Genomic DNA, 14526 nt, shown 5'->3' with positions numbered 1-14526 from the left:
GGGAGCGCTCCCCCAGGCCGCCGCGTCGGGCTTTCCGGGCAGGTTCACGACGGGCACCGTCCGATCACCATCAAGCGATGGGACCTTCCCGCATGTTCTCGATTCCCCGCCCGTCCCGGCGGCACCTGCTCGCCGGCGGCGCGGTCGGCGCGCTCGCCCTGGCGGCGGTGGCCGTCCTGCCGTCACCGAACGCGATGGCGGCGACCGGCTGCGCCGTCACCTACACCACCAACTCCTGGCCCGGCGGCTTCACCGCGAACGTGGCGGTGCGCAACCTCGGCGATCCGGTGAGCAACTGGACGCTGGGCTTCACCTTCCCCGACGGCGGCCAGCGCGTGGTGCAGGGCTGGTCGGCCACCTGGCAGCAGAGCGGCTCGGCGGTCACCGCGCGCAGCCTGGACTACAACGGCACGCTCGGCACCGGCGCGAGCACCACGGTCGGCTTCAACGGCTCGTGGACCGGGTCGAACCCGAACCCCACGTCGTTCACGCTCAACGGCACGGTCTGCACCGGCGGCACGAGCACCCCGCCGCCCGCGACCACGCCGCCGCCGACCACTCCCCCGCCGACCACCCCGCCACCCACCACCACCCCGCCGCCGCCGACCGGCACCACGCCGGTGGCGATCAACGGCCAGCTCCAGGTGTGCGGCGTCAACCTCTGCAACCAGTACGGGCGGCCGATCCAGCTGCGCGGCATGAGCACGCACGGGTTGCAGTGGTTCGCCAACTGCTACACCGACGCCTCGCTGGACGTGCTCGCCAACGAGTGGCGGTCCGACCTGCTGCGCGTCTCGATGTACGTGCAGGAGCAGGGCTACGAGACCAACCCGGCCGGATTCACCGCCCAGGTGAACACGCTCGTGGACAAGGCCGAGGCGCGGGGCATGTACGCGCTGATCGACTTCCACACGCTGACCCCCGGCGACCCGATGTACAACCTGGACCGGGCCAAGACCTTCTTCGCCACCGTGTCGGCGCGCAACGCGGCGAAGAAGAACGTGATCTACGAGATCACCAACGAGCCCAACGGGGTGAGCTGGTCGACCATCCGCAACTACGCCGAGCAGGTCATCCCGGTGATCCGGGCCAACGACCCGGACGCGGTGGTCATCGTCGGCACCCGCGGCTGGTCCTCCCTGGGCGTGTCCGACGGCAGCAACTCCGACGAGGTCGTGAACAACCCGGTGCGGGCGCAGAACATCATGTACACGTTCCACTTCTACGCCGCGTCGCACAAGGACAACTACCGCAACGAGGTGCAGCGGGCGGCGAGCCGGCTCCCGCTGTTCGTCACCGAGTTCGGCACCGTCACCTACACCGGTGACGGCGCCGTCGACACCGCCAGCAGCAACGCCTGGCTCGACCTGCTCGACCGGCTGAAGATCAGCTACGCCAACTGGACGTTCTCCGACGCCCCCGAGGGCTCGGCGGCGCTCCGGCCGGGCACCTGCGCGTCCGGCTCGTTCAGCGGGACGTCGGTGCTCACCGAGTCCGGCGCGTACATGCGCGACCGGATCCGTACCGCCGACGACTTCCCCACCTCCTGACCGGGCGGCCGGCGGCGATCCTTTCCCCTTCGGGTCGCCGCCGGTCAGCCCTCCACCAGCCCGGCCCGGCGCCACAGCACCAGGCCCGGCCCGGCGACCAGACCCAGGTCGGTCAGGTGGTCGGCGATCCGCTGCGCGGACCAGCGCAGCGTGGCCCGCCAGTGCGGGTTCGTACGCGCCGCGGCCCGCCCGGCCGCCGGGTCGATCCCGACCGCCGCGTACGCCCGCGGGTGCACCAGGCGCCGCGTGATCGAGTACGCGGCCCGGCCGATCACCAGCCGCGCGTACGCGAGTGCCACCGGCCCGGCGGCCTCGACCTGGCGGGTCAGCTCGTCGCGGGCGAAGCGGACGTGCCGGGCCTCCTCGACCACGTGGATGCGCGACACCATCCGGATCAGCGGCTGCAACGACTCGTCGGCCATGATCTCGCGCTGGAACGAGTCGAGGATCTCCTCGGCGATGAGGATGGCCGCGTACATCTGCGGGCCGGTCGCTGTGGACTTGAGCCATCGCCCGAGCAGGTGGTCGAACGGCTCGGCGCGGTAGACCGGCGCGCCGGTGGCCTCGATGAGCCGACCGAACATGACGGAGTGCCGGCACTCGTCGGCGACCTCGGTGAGCGCGTACTGGGCGTGCCGGCTGGTCGGATCGGCGTCGTAGTACTGCCGGATCAGCATCTGCATGAGGATCGTCTCGAACCAGATTCCGGCGGCGGCGGCGCTCGCGACCTCGTGCTTGGTCAGCTCGACCCGCTGGTCCTCGGTCAGTCCGTCCCACAGGGAGGTGCCGTAGAGGCTGCTGCGCTCCGGCGGCAGCCAGTGCGCGCCGGGCACCGGCGGCGCCGACCAGTCGATGTCCACCATGGGGTCGTAGCTGGTGCGCACCGAGGCGGAGAGCAGGCGGTCGGCGACCGCCTCGCGCGGGAATCCGGCCATTACCCCTCCATATTGACGTAACTTCGAGTAACTGTTACGAGTGGTAGCATGCGACGGACCACCACCGATGTCAATGGCCCCGACGCCCCCCGGGAGCCGACCGCGCCCCGCTCCGGCGGGCGGCGCGACCGCTGGGCCGACCACCGTGAACAGCGGCGGCAGGAACTGATCGCGGCCGCCGTGCAGGCGCTGCTGCAGCACGGCCCGAGCGTCGACATGGACCAGGTCGCCGCCACCGCCGGGGTCAGCAAACCGGTGCTCTACCGCTACTTCGCCGACAAGGCGCAGCTCTGGCTGGCGGTCAGCGAGGTGGTCGCGGCGCGCGTGGTCGCCGCCATCGCCCCCGCCGTGGAGCAGGTACGCGAGGAGCGCGCGCTGGTCGAGGCGACCATCGACGCGTACCTGAGCGTGGTCGAGTACGAGCCGTCGCTCTACCGGTTCCTCGTGCACGAGTCCGGGCACCCCGGCATCCAGCAGGTGGTGACAGGCACCAGCCGGCAGGTCGCGACCGGGCTGGCCAGGGTCATCGGCGACCGGCTGCGCGCGCTCGGCCTCGACGCCGGCCCGGCCGAGCCGTGGGCGTACGGGCTGGTCGGGTTCGTGCAGGCGGTCGGCGACTGGTGGACCACGCACGGGCAGCCGATCCACCGGGCCGCGCTCACCGAATACCTGACCACGCTGCTGTGGAGCGGCATCGAGGGGGTCCGCCGGGGCGCGGACCTGCCACCGGAGCTGACCCGCGCGCACGAACGGATCGACAGGTGACCTGGGAGGGCACGGCCCAGATCGCCGGCACCACGGTACGGCTGCACGGCGGCGGGCGGTTCGAGCCGGTCGACGGCCGCTACCACTGGGCCGGGCGGGTCGAGCCGGAACCGCGCCTGGTCCGGCTGCTGCGCTCCGGCCGCCGCGACGTGGAGGTCCGGATCGGCGAACGGGTCACCCGGGCCCGGCTGGCCGAGGTGGACCCGTGGGGCGGCGTCCGCATCACCGGCGTCGGCACGCCACCCTGGCCGCCGGACGACGAGTGATCCGCGCCGTACCGTGAAGGGATGACGTCTCCCGCCACCGTGCTGCTGGTCTTCGGCCGTGGGGTGGTGGCCGGCGACGACGGCTACCGGCTCACCGCGGAGAGCGTCGCGCGCACCGAGGCCGCGGTGGCCTACGTCCGCGCGCACGCCGAGGCGTTCCGCCGCGCGCCGGACGCCCGGGTGGTGTTCACCGGCGGCTGGCCGCACGGCCCGGCCGGCGCGCCCGGCCCGCCCGCCGGCTACCGGGAGGCGGAGCTGATGCGGGCGCTGGCGCGCGAGGCCGGGCTCGACGCGTACGCCCGGTCGGCGGCCGAGACCCGCTCCCGCACCACGCTGCAGAACCTGGCGCACACCGTCCAGGACGGACTGCTGGGCGCGGCGGAGTTCACCGCGAAGCGCCCGCTCGGGCTGGTCTCCCACCCGTGGCACCTGCCCCGCGTCCGCCTGCTCGCCGCGCGCGTGCTCGGCCTGTCCGGCCCGGCGCTGGCCGACGTGCCGGTGACCGCGCCCGATCCGGTGCCCGTGCGGCGCGAGCGGGCCGCCCGGGCGTTGAGCCGGATCGGCTTCCTCGGTGTGCGTACCCCGGAGGCGTCGCTGCGCCGCGAGCGCGCGCTGACCCGCGCGGCCGAGCGGATCGGACGCCTCACGCCCCGGCGGTGATTCACCGCCGCGCGCCCGGGGTACGAGCGTCCTCGATCGACCCGGCGGGCCGTGCCGGCGGGCGAGTCCACCCGGGAGGTTCCGTGATCGTGCTCGTGCCGGTGTACCGACCGGGTGACCGGCTGCCACCGCTGGTCGGCGACCTGCGGGACGCCCTGCCCGGGGCGGACGTGCTCGTCGTCGACGACGGCAGCGGCCCGGCCGCCGCCGGGGTGCTGGACGCGGCCCGCGCCCGGGGCGCGACCGTGCTGCGCCGCCGGGTCAACCGGGGCAAGGGCGTGGTGCTGCGCACCGGCTTCCGGTACGCCTCGACGCACCACCCGGGACGCGATGTGGTCTGTGTGGACGCCGACGGCCAGCACGGTGTGCCCGACGTGTGCGCCGTGGCGGACCGGATGCGCGTCACCGGAGCGCCGACGCTCGGCGTCCGCGAGTTCGACGGTGAGGTCCCGGCGCTCAGCCGGTTCGGCAACGCGGCGACCCGGGTGGCGTTCCGGCTGGCGACCGGCCGGGACGTGCGCGACACCCAGACCGGGCTGCGCGCCTACCCGGCCGCGCTGCTCGGCTGGCTCACCACGATCCCCGGTGACCGCTTCGAGTACGAGATGACGGTGCTGCTGCGGCTGGTCCGCGCCGGGCTGCCGGTCGAGCAGGTGGAGATCGCCACCCGCTACCACGGCGACAACTCGGGTTCGCACTTCTCCGCGCTCGCCGACTCGGTACGGATCTACCGGCCGCTGGCCGCCTCCGCGCTCGCCCGCCTGGCCGGGCGCGCCGAGGTGGACGACGTGCCGGCCGCCGCCGTCACGACGTCGCGTCCCACACCTGCGTCTCGAACTCCCTGAGCTGGTCGCGCGGCGACGGCGGGCTCAGCCCTGCCGGGCCTTCTGCCGCCGGTCGGACTTGTTGAGGACGAACAGCTTGCCCCGGCGCCGGACCACGATCGAGTCGGCCTTGCGCTTGAGCGCGCGCAGGGAGCTTCGGACCTTCATATCCGCTCCTTCGGTTCCCGCCGGTGTCCGTCCGGCACGGGTACCCGCCGCCGGTGCGGTCATGCCCGGCCGCGCCCGCCCCGGTCGGGACGGGCGCGGCCGGGATGCCGCCACGACCCCGCTCAGGAGGTCGTGCAGGCGCTGCCGTTGAGCGTGAACGAGGCGGGCCTACCGGTGTTGCCGGTGTGGGTGGCCTGGAAGCCGATGTCCACCGAGCCGCCCGGCGGGATCGACGCGTTGTAGGACACGTTGCGGGCGGTCACCGCCCCGCTGGAGGGGCTGTACGTGGCGTTCCAGCCTCCGGTGATCGTCTGACCACTCGGCAGCGTGAACGCGAGGTTCCAGCCGTTGATCGCCGTGGTGGACGTGTTGGTGACGGTCACCGCGGCGGTCAGGCCGTTGTTCCAGGCGTTCACCACGTACCCGACCCGGCAGGCCCCCGACGGCGGCGGCGTGGTCGGTGGCGCCGTCGTGGGCGGAGGCGTGGTGGGCGGGGGCGTGGTGGGCGGCGGGGTCGTCGGCGGAGGCGTGGTGGGCGGCGCGGTGGTCGGCGGCGGCGTGGTGGAGTCCAGGCCGAAGAAGCGGATCGCCTGGGCCGCGTCCACCGGCAGGTTGTGCGTGACGCCCTGCATGCTGATCGCCTCGACGGTCGCGGTGGCGCCGGTGCCGCCGTAGCGGGTACGGGTGTAGCCGGCCTGCGGGCTGTCCGTGTACGCGGGCGTCTGGCTCAGCCCGTTCACGTTCGTCCACTGGTCGATCTGCTCGCCGAAGTTCGGGTAGCGCAGCGTCTCGTCGTTGGTGCCGTGCCAGATCTGCATCCGCGGGCGCGGGCCGGTGTAGCCCGGGTACGCGTTACGCACCAGGTCACCCCACTGCTGCGGGGTCTTCAGCACCTGGCCGTTGGCGCACTCGCTGTTCCACTCCGAGCCGTTCGTGGTGGCGAAGCAGCCGAACGGCACGCCGGCGAACGCGGCGCCGGCCCGGAACACGTCCGGGTAGTCGCCGAGCAGCACGTTCGTCATCATCGCGCCGGACGAGGTGCCGGTGGTGAAGATCCGCTGGGAGTCGACCGGGTAGCGCTGCCGCACGTAGTCCACCATCGACTTGATGCCCACCGGGTCGCTGCCGCCGTCGCGGCGCAGCGCCTGCGGCGAGGACACGTCGAAGCACTTGCTGCTGCGGGTCACCGACGGGTAGACCACGATGTAGCCGTACCGGTCGGCGAGCGACGCGAACTGGGTGCCGGAGTACATGGCCGGGCCACTGCCGGTGCAGTAGTGGTTGACCACCAGCAGCCCGGGACGGGCCGCCACGGTGTCCGGGACGTACAGGTACATGCGCAGGTTGCTCGGGTTGGCGCCGAAGTTCGTCACCTCGGTCAGCGCGGCGGCCGAGGCCGGCCCGGGGACGGCGAGCGCCGCTCCGACGGCGAGCCCGGCGGCGGCGAGCGCCGCGCCGAGCAGCCGGAGTCTGCTCATTCTGGACAGCATGCTGTTCTCCTCGGTGGTGGGAACGCCGCACGGGGCGGCGTCCTCGCCGGCGAGGCGCCTGCGACGGGCGGCCCGGACCCTCGGAGACGAGATAGACAGTCGCGGATCGATGCGACTCGAATCGGAGTCTAGGCTCCGCCCGGCGGGCCGACAACCACTGCGGCCACCCGGCGGGCGCGGTCCGCGTGGGTGAGCACGTCCACGCTGTCCACGTACTGGTCCACCGCGCCCACCGGCGGCCGGTCGCGCAGTTCCGGGTCGGTGATCGCGACGCGCAGCGTCTCGACGAACCGGCCGGCGTGCAGCACCAGGAACGGCCGGTCGTGGAACGGCCGCGCGGCCGGGTCCACCGGCGGCGCCAGCGCCGCGTCGTTCGTCCAGCCGGCGACCGTCTCCAGCGCCCGGACCAGGCCGGGCTGCCGGGCCGGCCAGTCGCCCGGGCCGAGTGCTGCGGCGAGCCCGTCCACCACCGGCGCCGCGCCCGGCAGCGCCGCGAACACAGTGCCGAGCCATTTCGCGTACGGGGGCCAGCGCCGGTGCAGCAGCAGGCCGAGACGCATCAGATCCCGGGCCAGTCCGGCGACCACGACCCGGCTGCCCAGATCGTCGCCGACCTCGGCGCAGCGGCCGGCCAGGTGCTCGGCCTGCGCGACCCGCTGCCACCCGGCGGCCAGCACGTGCCGCCACACGTCGTCCGGATACCAGGCGAGCCGGGAGCGGACGGCGGTGAGCGCGCTGTCGAGCCCGTCGTGGAACACCGCTCCCCCGGTCAGCTCCGCCAGCCGCTGCGTCGGCGTCGCCAGCCAGTCCGCCGTCGTCAGGCCGGCGCGCGGGTCGGCGCCGAGCCGCTCCCGCAGCCATCCGCCCAGCTCGTCCACCGTCACGCCGTGCCGGTCGCCGTCGGCGTGGACCGTGCCGAGCCGCACCGCCGGGCCGCCCGCGTACCGGGTCGGCCAGCCGAGGAACCGCGCCGGCAACTCCGCGTCCAGCGCCGCCCGTACCGGCGCCACGTCGTGCGCGCCGCCCACGAAGACCTGGGTACGCGGACCCCAGTCGTGGTCGGTGGAGCGGGGCGTGTCGAGGCCGAGCAGCTCGGAACCGCCGTCGAGCAGTCCGGCGGAGTACGGCAGGCCGGGCAGCCGCCGCGCCAGCAGCGGACCCACCACCTCGTCGTGGAACCGGCGGGCCAGGGTCAGGCCGGGTACGAAGCTCACTCCGCCAGTCTGCTCATGCCACGCCCGTCGCGCGCCCGGGTTTCCGCCTCCGGCGGTCGCCTCCCCCATCGCGTCACAGGGCTGTGGAAGGCTTGTCGCCGTGGCACACCGACAGCCGATCCTCCTGATCGACTCCCCCAGCCTCTACTTCCGCGCCTACTTCGGGATCCCCGAGTCGGCCGCGAAGACCGGCGACGGCCAGCCCGTCAATGCCGTACGCGGCTTCCTCGACATGCTCGCCCAGCTCGTGCGCACCCGCCGGCCCGACCGGATGATCTGCGCGCTCGACCACGACTGGCGGCCGGCGTGGCGGGGGGAGCTGCTGCCGTCGTACAAGGCGCATCGGGTCGCACCCGAGGGCGGCGAGGTCGTGCCGGACACGCTGTCCCCGCAGGTGCCGATGATCCTGGAGGTGCTGGACGCGCTCGGCATCCCCGCCGTGGGCGCCGACGGCTACGAGGCCGACGACGTGCTCGGCACGCTCGCGGTGACCCAGCCGGGCCCGGTCGAGGTGGTCTCCGGCGACCGCGACCTGTTCCAGCTCGTCGACGACGCGCACCCGGTGCGTCTGCTCTATGTCGGCCGGGGCGTGGCCAAGCTGGACGACTGCGACGACGCGGCGGTCCGCACCCGTTACGGCGTGCCCGCCGACCGGTACGCCGACTTCGCGGCGCTGCGCGGCGACCCCAGCGACGGGCTGCCCGGCGTCGCCGGCGTCGGCGAGAAGACGGCCGCCCGGCTGATCGACCGCTACGGCGGGCTGGACGGCATCCTGGCCGCGCTCGACGACCCCCGTTCCGGTTTCGCGCCCGGGCTGCGGGCCAAGCTCGACGCCGCCCGCGACTACCTGGCCGTGGCGCCGAAGGTGGTCCGGGTCGCCACCGACGTGCCGCTGCCCGAGCTGGACCCGGCACTGCCGACGTCCCCCGCCGACCCGGACCGGCTGCTGGAGCTGGCGCAGCGCTGGAACCTGGCCGGCTCGTGCCGCCGGCTCGTCGACGCGCTGGCCGGCGACCGATCGTGATCAGTTGATCACGAGGGGCGGTCGGTGCTCCGGCGGGTCGGGAACTGGGCGCCGGGCTGCGCCAGCGTCGAGCGGGCGCGCAGGCCGACCGGGTCCGGTGCAGGCTCGGCGGCGGCCGCGTACGGCGCCTCGTCGAGCCGCGAACTGACGTACGCGGCCCCGGCCCGGTCGTCGTCCGACGGCGCGGCGAGCAGCGCGTAGACGAGCCCGACCACGCCGAAGACCACTGCCAGCACGATCGGCACCAGCAGTCCGCTCACCTCGGTGCCGGAGGCCGGGCCGCGGCTCTCGTGCAGATGCACCGACAGCGCGCTCATGCCGGTGAAGTGCATGCCGTTGACCGCGATGCCCATGACCAGCGCCGACGCGGCGATGGCGAGCCCGCGCCGGACGGTCATCGCCAGCCAGAGCGCGACGGTGGCGGCCACGATCGCGATGACCACCGACAGCGTCACCCGCAGCGGGTCGTAGCCGAGCGAGCCGTCCAGGCGCATCGCGGCCATGCCGGTGTAGTGCATGGCGGCCACCCCGGCGCCGGTGAAGAACCCGCCGGCGAGCAGCCGGGGCGCGGCGAGCCGGCCGGTGCCCACGATCGCCAGCCCGATGCCGACCGACGCGACCGCGATCGCCGTGCTGGCGGCCGTCAGCGGCACGTCGTAGCGGATCCGGGTGCCGCCGACGGCGAACCCGAGCATCGCCATGAAGTGCATGGCCCAGATCGCGGTGCCGCCCAGCGCCCACGCGGCCAGCAGGCCCCACCAGGCGCGCTGACCGGCGCTGGTGGCGGTCCGGATCCGTCCGGCGCAGACCAGGCCGAGCGCCGAGCCGAGCACCGACAACGCGTAGCTGAGCGCGGGTGTGATCCATCCGTACTCGAAGTGATTGATCTCGCCCACGACGCCCTTCCCTCACCCTCGGCTCAGCGCGACCCACGGCGCCCCGGGCAATGATGGGATAGGCCCTGACCAGGGCGCGCATCGACCCCCCGACAATTCGCGGGGTGGTAGCGCCGTGACGCAGAGGTGCGTCGATTTCCGGCAATCGCTGACCGAAAGTGACCGTCAGGCGGAGGCGTGGTAGGCCAGCACGCCACGGTTGACCGCCGCGATGGCCTGCCGGGCGGTGCCGCGCAGCTCGGCCGAGGCGCCACCCGAGTCGGCGACCTGGCCGAGCAGGTCGACCACCTGGCGCGCCCAGCGGACGAAGTCGCCGGCCGGCATCTCCCCGTCGATCTGGTGGCCGCTCGCCAGCACCTTCGCCAGCGCCTCGCCGCGCGCCCACCGGTAGATCGGCCAGGCGAAGCCGAGATCCGGCTCCCGGGTGACGGCCAGGCCGCGTGCCGCCTCGTCCGCCTCGATGTCGCCCCACAGCTTGAGCGTCTCGTCGACCGCGTCGGCCACCGCGCCGCGCGGCAGCGACGCCCGCTCGTCGAAGTCCCGCCGGGCCTCGAAGACCACCACCGACACGGCGGCGGCCAGCTCGGCCGGGGACAGGCCGTCCCACACCCGGCGGCGCAGGCACTCGGCCACCAGCAGGTCGGCCTCGGTCCAGATCCGGGCCAGCGTCCGCCCGGCGTCGGTGACCTCGCCGTCGGCGGCCAGGTAGCCGCGCGCGGTCAGCAACGCGACGATCCGGTCGAAGGTACGGGCCAGCGAGCCGGTCCGCCCGGACACCCGCTCGCGCAGCTCCTCGGTGTCGCGTTCCAGCCGGCGCCGCCGCTCCGCCCAGCGGGCGTGTTCCTCCCGGTCCGGGCAGGCGTGGCACGGGTGCGCGCGCAGCTCGACGCGCAGCTGGCTGAGCCGGTGGTCCTCGCCCGCCGCCTGCCGGGACCGGCCGCCCCGCCGGCCGCCGTGCCGATCCAGGCCGGTGCCGCTGACCGCGGCGGCCAGGTCCCGCCGGGCCGCCGGCGAGCGGTGGTTGAAGTGCTTCGGCACCCTGATCCGGGTGAGCACCTCGGCCGGGGTGGTGAAGTCCCCGGGGGTGACCCGCCCGGCCCAGCGGTCCTGGGTGAGCACCAGCGGCCGGGGCTCGCCGAACCCGCCGGTGGCCGGGTCCAGCACCACCGCCAGGCCGGCCCGCCGCCCGGACGGCACCCGGATCACGTCACCGACCCGCAGCCGCTCCAGCGAGGCGACCGCCGCCGCCTTGCGCTGGGTCTGGCCCTGCCGGGCGATGGCGCGTTCCCGGTCGGCGATCGCCACCCGCAGCGCGAAGTACTCGTCGAAATCGCCGTGGTGGCAGGCGGCCTCGGCGCCGTACGCCTCGATCGTCTCGGTGTTGCGCTGCACCTGCCGGGCCAGGCCGACCACCGACCGGTCGGCCTGGAACTGCGCGAACGAGGACTCCAGCAGTTCCCGGGCCGGCGCCGCGCCGACGCTGCCGACCAGGTTGACGGCCATGTTGTACGAGGGCCGGAAGCTGGAACGCAGCGGGTAGGTGCGGGTGGAGGCGAGCCCGGCCACGTGCCGGGGGTCGGTCTCCGGCGACCAGACCACCACCGCGTGGCCCTCCACGTCGATGCCCCGGCGGCCCGCCCGGCCGGTGAGCTGGGTGTACTCGCCGGGGGTGAGGTCGACGTGCGCCTCGCCGTTGAACTTCACCAGGCGTTCCAGCACCACGCAGCGGGCCGGCATGTTGATGCCCAGCGCTAGCGTCTCGGTGGCGAAGACGGCCTTGACCAGCCCGCGGACGAACAGCTCCTCGACGACCTCCTTGAACGCCGGGAGCATGCCGGCGTGGTGCGCGGCCAGGCCCCGCTCCAGGCCGTCGAGCCACTCCCAGTAGCCGAGCACGGACAGGTCCTCGCCGGGGATGGCGGTGACCCGGGACTCCACCACCCGGCGGATCTCGGCGCGTTCGTCAGGGGAGGTGAGGCGCAGCCCGGCGGCGAGGCACTGCTGCACCGCGGCGTCGCAGCCGGCCCGGCTGAAGATGAACAGGATGGCCGGGAGCAGCCCCTCCCGGTCGAGCCGGTCGACGATGTCCGGGCGCATCGGGCCACGCCAGCGGGGACCGCGACGGCCGCCGCCGGGGCCGGCGCTGCGACCCTCGCCCAGCTCCAGCCGGCGCATCGTGTCCCGGGTGTAGCGCAGCAGCTCGGGGTGCACGTCGTGCTTGCGGGCCGCGTCGGCGTCGTGGAACAGGTCGAACATCCGCTTGCCGACGAGCATGTGCTGCCACAGCGGCACCGGGCGGTGCTCGGAGACCACCACGGCGGTCTCGCCGCGGACGGTGACCAGCCAGTCCGCGAACTCCTCGGCGTTGGAGACGGTGGCCGACAGCGACACGAGCGTGACCGACTCGGGCAGGTGGATGATCACCTCTTCCCAGACCCCGCCGCGGAACCGGTCGGCCAGGTAGTGGACCTCGTCCATCACCACGTACGCCAGGCCCTCCAGGGTGGCCGAGCCGGCGTAGAGCATGTTGCGCAACACCTCGGTGGTCATCACCACCACCGGCGCGTCGCCGTTTATCGCGTTGTCGCCGGTGAGCAGGCCGACCTGCTCGGCACCGTAGCGGTCCACCAGATCGTGGTACTTCTGGTTGGACAGCGCCTTGATCGGCGTGGTGTAGAAGCACTTGCGCCGGGTCGCGGGCGCGTCGCCGCCGGGGCGGCCGCGCAGCGCCAGGTGCACCGCGAACTCGCCCACCACGGTCTTGCCGGCGCCGGTGGGCGCGCAGACGAGCACGCCACTGCCCCGCTCCAGCGCCTCGCACGCCTCGCGCTGGAAGTCGTCGAGATCGAACCCGAGATCCAGTGAGAATTCGTCCAGGGCCGGGAAGGCGGAGGCCTGCGCGGCCCGGCGGCGCGCCGCGGCGTACCGCTCGGCGGGGCTCGACATGGCACCAAGATTAATCGGTGCTGCCGAGGAGTACCGGTCAAGGCCATCCGGCAGGACGGTCGGAGCGGTCGGTAGGGTGCACGACGTGCCGGACCGTACCGAACTGCCCCACGTCTCGAGCGGCGCCGACGACGCCGTCCGCCCGGGCCCGTCCCGCCGGCCCGTGGAGGCGGTGCTCTTCGACTTCCACGGCACCCTCGCCCAGGTGGAGGAGCCGCTGGCCTGGGTGCTCGCCGCCGCGGCCGCCTGCGGCGTCGAACTGGACCGGATCCGGGCCACCTCGCTGGCCGACCGGCTGCTCACCGCCGGGCGTGCCGGTGGCCCGCTACCGGCGCGGGTGCCGCCCCGGCTGGCCGAGCTGTGGGCCGACCGGGATCTCTACCCGCACGCGCACCGGGGCGCGTACACCGGGCTGGCCGAGACCGTGGACACCGGCATCGACGGGTTCGCCGACGCGCTCTACGAGCGGGTGCTGGTGCCGGAGGGCTGGGTGCCGTACCCGGACACCGCTCCCGTGCTGGGTGCGCTGCGCTCGGCCGGGGTGAAGGTGGCGGTGGTCAGCAACATCGGTTTCGACCTGCGGCCGCTGTTCGCCGCCTGGGACCTCGACGCGCTCGTCGACGCGTACGCGCTGTCGTACGAGGTGGGGCGCTGCAAGCCGGACCCGGGCATCTTCCTGCGGGCCTGCGGGATGCTCGGCGTCGACCCGGAGCGCACGCTGATGGTGGGCGACACGCCGGCCGACGCGGGCGCGGTGGCAGCGGGGTGCGGGGTGCTGGTGCTGCCCAGCGCCGACGCGGGCCGCCCGAACGGGCTCGGCGCGGTGCTCGACCTGGCCGGGGCCGCCTGAGCACACCCCCCAGCGGCGCGAACGCGTCGCGGCGCACCGGATACCGTCAGGGGCATGACCGGTGTCCACCCCTTGCCACCGCGTGCGCCGGGACGGATCGGCGGGGTCGCGCTGGTCCTCGGCGGGGCGCTGTCGGTGCAGTTCGGCTCCGCGCTGGCCGCGCTGCTGTTCCCGCGTACCGGGGTGGCCGGCGCGGTGACGTTGCGGCTGACCATCGGCGCGCTGCTGATGCTCGTGGTGTGCCGCCCCCGGGTACGCGGGTACGGACGCCGCGACTGGGCGGCGGTGCTGGCATTCGGGCTGGCCCTGGCCGGCATGAACTCGATCTTCTACCAGGCGATCGAGCGGATCCCGCTCGGCCCGGCCGTCACCCTGGAGGTGCTCGGGCCGCTGGCGCTGTCGGTGATCGCCGCGCGCCGGGTGGCCGCCTGGTGCTGGGCCGCGCTGGCACTGGCCGGGGTGGTCCTGCTCGGCCAGGGCGGGTTCGACCGGCTCGACCCGGCCGGCGCCGCGCTGGCCCTGACGGCGGGCGCCATGTGGGCCGCGTACATCGTCTGCTCGGCGCGCATCGGCGCGCGGTTCCCCGGCGCGGACGGGCTGGCCCTCGCGCTGACCGTCGCGGCGCTGCTGACGCTGCCGTTCGGGCTTGCGGACGGCGGTGGTCGCCTGGCCGACCCGATGGTGCTGGGGCTCGGTACCGGGCTGGCGCTGCTCGCCTCGGTGCTGCCGTACAGCCTGGAGCTGGCCGCGTTGCGGCGGCTGCCGACCGCGACGTTCGCGGTGATGATGAGTCTCGGTCCGGCGATCGCCGCCGTGGCCGGATGGCTGGTGCTCGGCCAGGCGCTGCGCCCGGTCGAGGTGCTCGCCATCGCGCTCGTGGTCGCCGCGAGCGCCGGCGCGGTCCGCGCCGCCGCGCCGCCGCCCTCGCCCGCGCCGCC

The 14526-nt window shown here is 74.4% G+C and carries 14 protein-coding genes; 8 read left to right on the top strand and 6 right to left on the bottom strand.

Going from position 1 to position 14526, the window contains the following annotated elements; translation table 11 throughout:
* The first annotated feature begins 92 nt into the window (after nucleotides 1-92).
* Entirely contained in the window at nucleotides 93-1550 is a 1458-nt protein-coding gene (locus OC439_RS29425) for a cellulase family glycosylhydrolase (RefSeq protein WP_262016281.1), read from the top strand.
* 44 nt (nucleotides 1551-1594) lie between these two features.
* Here OC439_RS29425 and OC439_RS29420 read toward each other — a convergent pair whose 3' ends face one another.
* Nucleotides 1595-2485: an AurF N-oxygenase family protein gene (locus tag OC439_RS29420; protein ID WP_262016268.1), complete on the bottom strand. Its 891-nt coding sequence runs from the start codon at nucleotides 2483-2485 to the stop codon at nucleotides 1595-1597.
* Between the two features lie 48 nt (nucleotides 2486-2533).
* On the opposite strand from OC439_RS29420, the gene OC439_RS29415 reads away from it, so the two are divergent.
* The 4 genes from OC439_RS29415 to OC439_RS29400 all read left to right on the top strand — a co-directional run bounded on the left by OC439_RS29415 (nucleotide 2534) and on the right by OC439_RS29400 (nucleotide 5021).
* Entirely contained in the window at nucleotides 2534-3250 is a 717-nt protein-coding gene (locus OC439_RS29415; RefSeq protein ID WP_262016267.1) for a TetR/AcrR family transcriptional regulator, read from the top strand.
* Complete coding sequence (locus tag OC439_RS29410) at nucleotides 3247-3516, top strand: DUF4873 domain-containing protein (RefSeq protein ID WP_013476935.1); 270 nt, start codon at nucleotides 3247-3249, stop codon at nucleotides 3514-3516. The genes OC439_RS29415 and OC439_RS29410 overlap by 4 nt, the downstream gene beginning before the upstream one ends.
* A gap of 21 nt (nucleotides 3517-3537) precedes the next feature.
* Nucleotides 3538-4176, top strand: a complete 639-nt coding sequence (locus OC439_RS29405) for a YdcF family protein (RefSeq protein ID WP_262016266.1) — start codon at nucleotides 3538-3540, stop codon at nucleotides 4174-4176.
* Nucleotides 4177-4259: 83 nt separating this feature from the next.
* Nucleotides 4260-5021, top strand: coding sequence for a glycosyltransferase family 2 protein (locus tag OC439_RS29400; protein WP_262016265.1), 762 nt, complete (start codon nucleotides 4260-4262; stop codon nucleotides 5019-5021).
* Nucleotides 5022-5045: 24 nt separating this feature from the next.
* Here the strand turns inward: OC439_RS29400 and OC439_RS29395 are convergent, their stop codons facing one another.
* The 3 genes from OC439_RS29395 to OC439_RS29385 all read right to left on the bottom strand — a co-directional run bounded on the left by OC439_RS29395 (nucleotide 5046) and on the right by OC439_RS29385 (nucleotide 7872).
* Entirely contained in the window at nucleotides 5046-5168 is a 123-nt protein-coding gene (locus OC439_RS29395) for a ribosomal protein bL36 (protein ID WP_043324353.1), read from the bottom strand.
* Between the two features lie 122 nt (nucleotides 5169-5290).
* A complete protein-coding gene (locus tag OC439_RS29390) occupies nucleotides 5291-6658 on the bottom strand; it encodes a PHB depolymerase family esterase (RefSeq protein ID WP_262016264.1) in 1368 nt (455 codons plus the stop codon).
* A gap of 128 nt (nucleotides 6659-6786) precedes the next feature.
* Nucleotides 6787-7872 carry a DUF4037 domain-containing protein gene (locus tag OC439_RS29385; RefSeq protein WP_262016263.1) on the bottom strand — a complete coding sequence of 362 codons (1086 nt, stop codon included), beginning with the start codon at nucleotides 7870-7872 and terminating at the stop codon, nucleotides 6787-6789.
* Nucleotides 7873-7972: 100 nt separating this feature from the next.
* Here OC439_RS29385 and OC439_RS29380 point away from each other — a divergent pair, with 100 nt between their 5' ends.
* Nucleotides 7973-8896 (top strand): 5'-3' exonuclease, encoded by a 924-nt coding sequence (locus tag OC439_RS29380; RefSeq protein WP_262016262.1) that lies wholly within the window; start codon nucleotides 7973-7975, stop codon nucleotides 8894-8896.
* Nucleotides 8897-8904: 8 nt separating this feature from the next.
* On the opposite strand, the gene OC439_RS29375 is transcribed toward OC439_RS29380, so the two are convergent.
* Both OC439_RS29375 and OC439_RS29370 read right to left on the bottom strand, forming a co-directional pair.
* Nucleotides 8905-9792: an MHYT domain-containing protein gene (locus tag OC439_RS29375; protein WP_262016261.1), complete on the bottom strand. Its 888-nt coding sequence runs from the start codon at nucleotides 9790-9792 to the stop codon at nucleotides 8905-8907.
* Between the two features lie 165 nt (nucleotides 9793-9957).
* Nucleotides 9958-12738: a DEAD/DEAH box helicase gene (locus tag OC439_RS29370; RefSeq protein ID WP_262016260.1), complete on the bottom strand. Its 2781-nt coding sequence runs from the start codon at nucleotides 12736-12738 to the stop codon at nucleotides 9958-9960.
* A gap of 85 nt (nucleotides 12739-12823) precedes the next feature.
* On the opposite strand from OC439_RS29370, the gene OC439_RS29365 reads away from it, so the two are divergent.
* Nucleotides 12824-13588, top strand: coding sequence for an HAD family hydrolase (locus tag OC439_RS29365; protein ID WP_410054974.1), 765 nt, complete (start codon nucleotides 12824-12826; stop codon nucleotides 13586-13588).
* Between the two features lie 54 nt (nucleotides 13589-13642).
* Nucleotides 13643-14526 (top strand): EamA family transporter (locus tag OC439_RS29360; protein WP_262016259.1); only part of this gene is annotated, 884 nt, incomplete at its 3' end.

Source organism: Micromonospora sp. Mcm103 (assembly GCF_024519755.1).
Taxonomy (GTDB): Bacteria; Actinomycetota; Actinomycetes; order Mycobacteriales; family Micromonosporaceae; genus Micromonospora; species Micromonospora aurantiaca.
This window is presented reverse-complemented; position numbering and strand designations above follow the sequence as displayed.

Coding starts and splice junctions, on each gene's coding strand:
- OC439_RS29395 (WP_043324353.1), bottom strand. CDS start 5,168: ATGAAGGTCCGAAGCTCCCTGCGCGCGCTCAAGCGCAAGGCCGACTCG.
- OC439_RS29425 (WP_262016281.1), top strand. CDS start 93: ATGTTCTCGATTCCCCGCCCGTCCCGGCGGCACCTGCTCGCCGGCGGC.
- OC439_RS29390 (WP_262016264.1), bottom strand. CDS start 6,658: ATGCTGTCCAGAATGAGCAGACTCCGGCTGCTCGGCGCGGCGCTCGCC.
- OC439_RS29405 (WP_262016266.1), top strand. CDS start 3,538: ATGACGTCTCCCGCCACCGTGCTGCTGGTCTTCGGCCGTGGGGTGGTG.
- OC439_RS29420 (WP_262016268.1), bottom strand. CDS start 2,485: ATGGCCGGATTCCCGCGCGAGGCGGTCGCCGACCGCCTGCTCTCCGCC.
- OC439_RS29370 (WP_262016260.1), bottom strand. CDS start 12,738: ATGTCGAGCCCCGCCGAGCGGTACGCCGCGGCGCGCCGCCGGGCCGCG.
- OC439_RS29415 (WP_262016267.1), top strand. CDS start 2,534: ATGCGACGGACCACCACCGATGTCAATGGCCCCGACGCCCCCCGGGAG.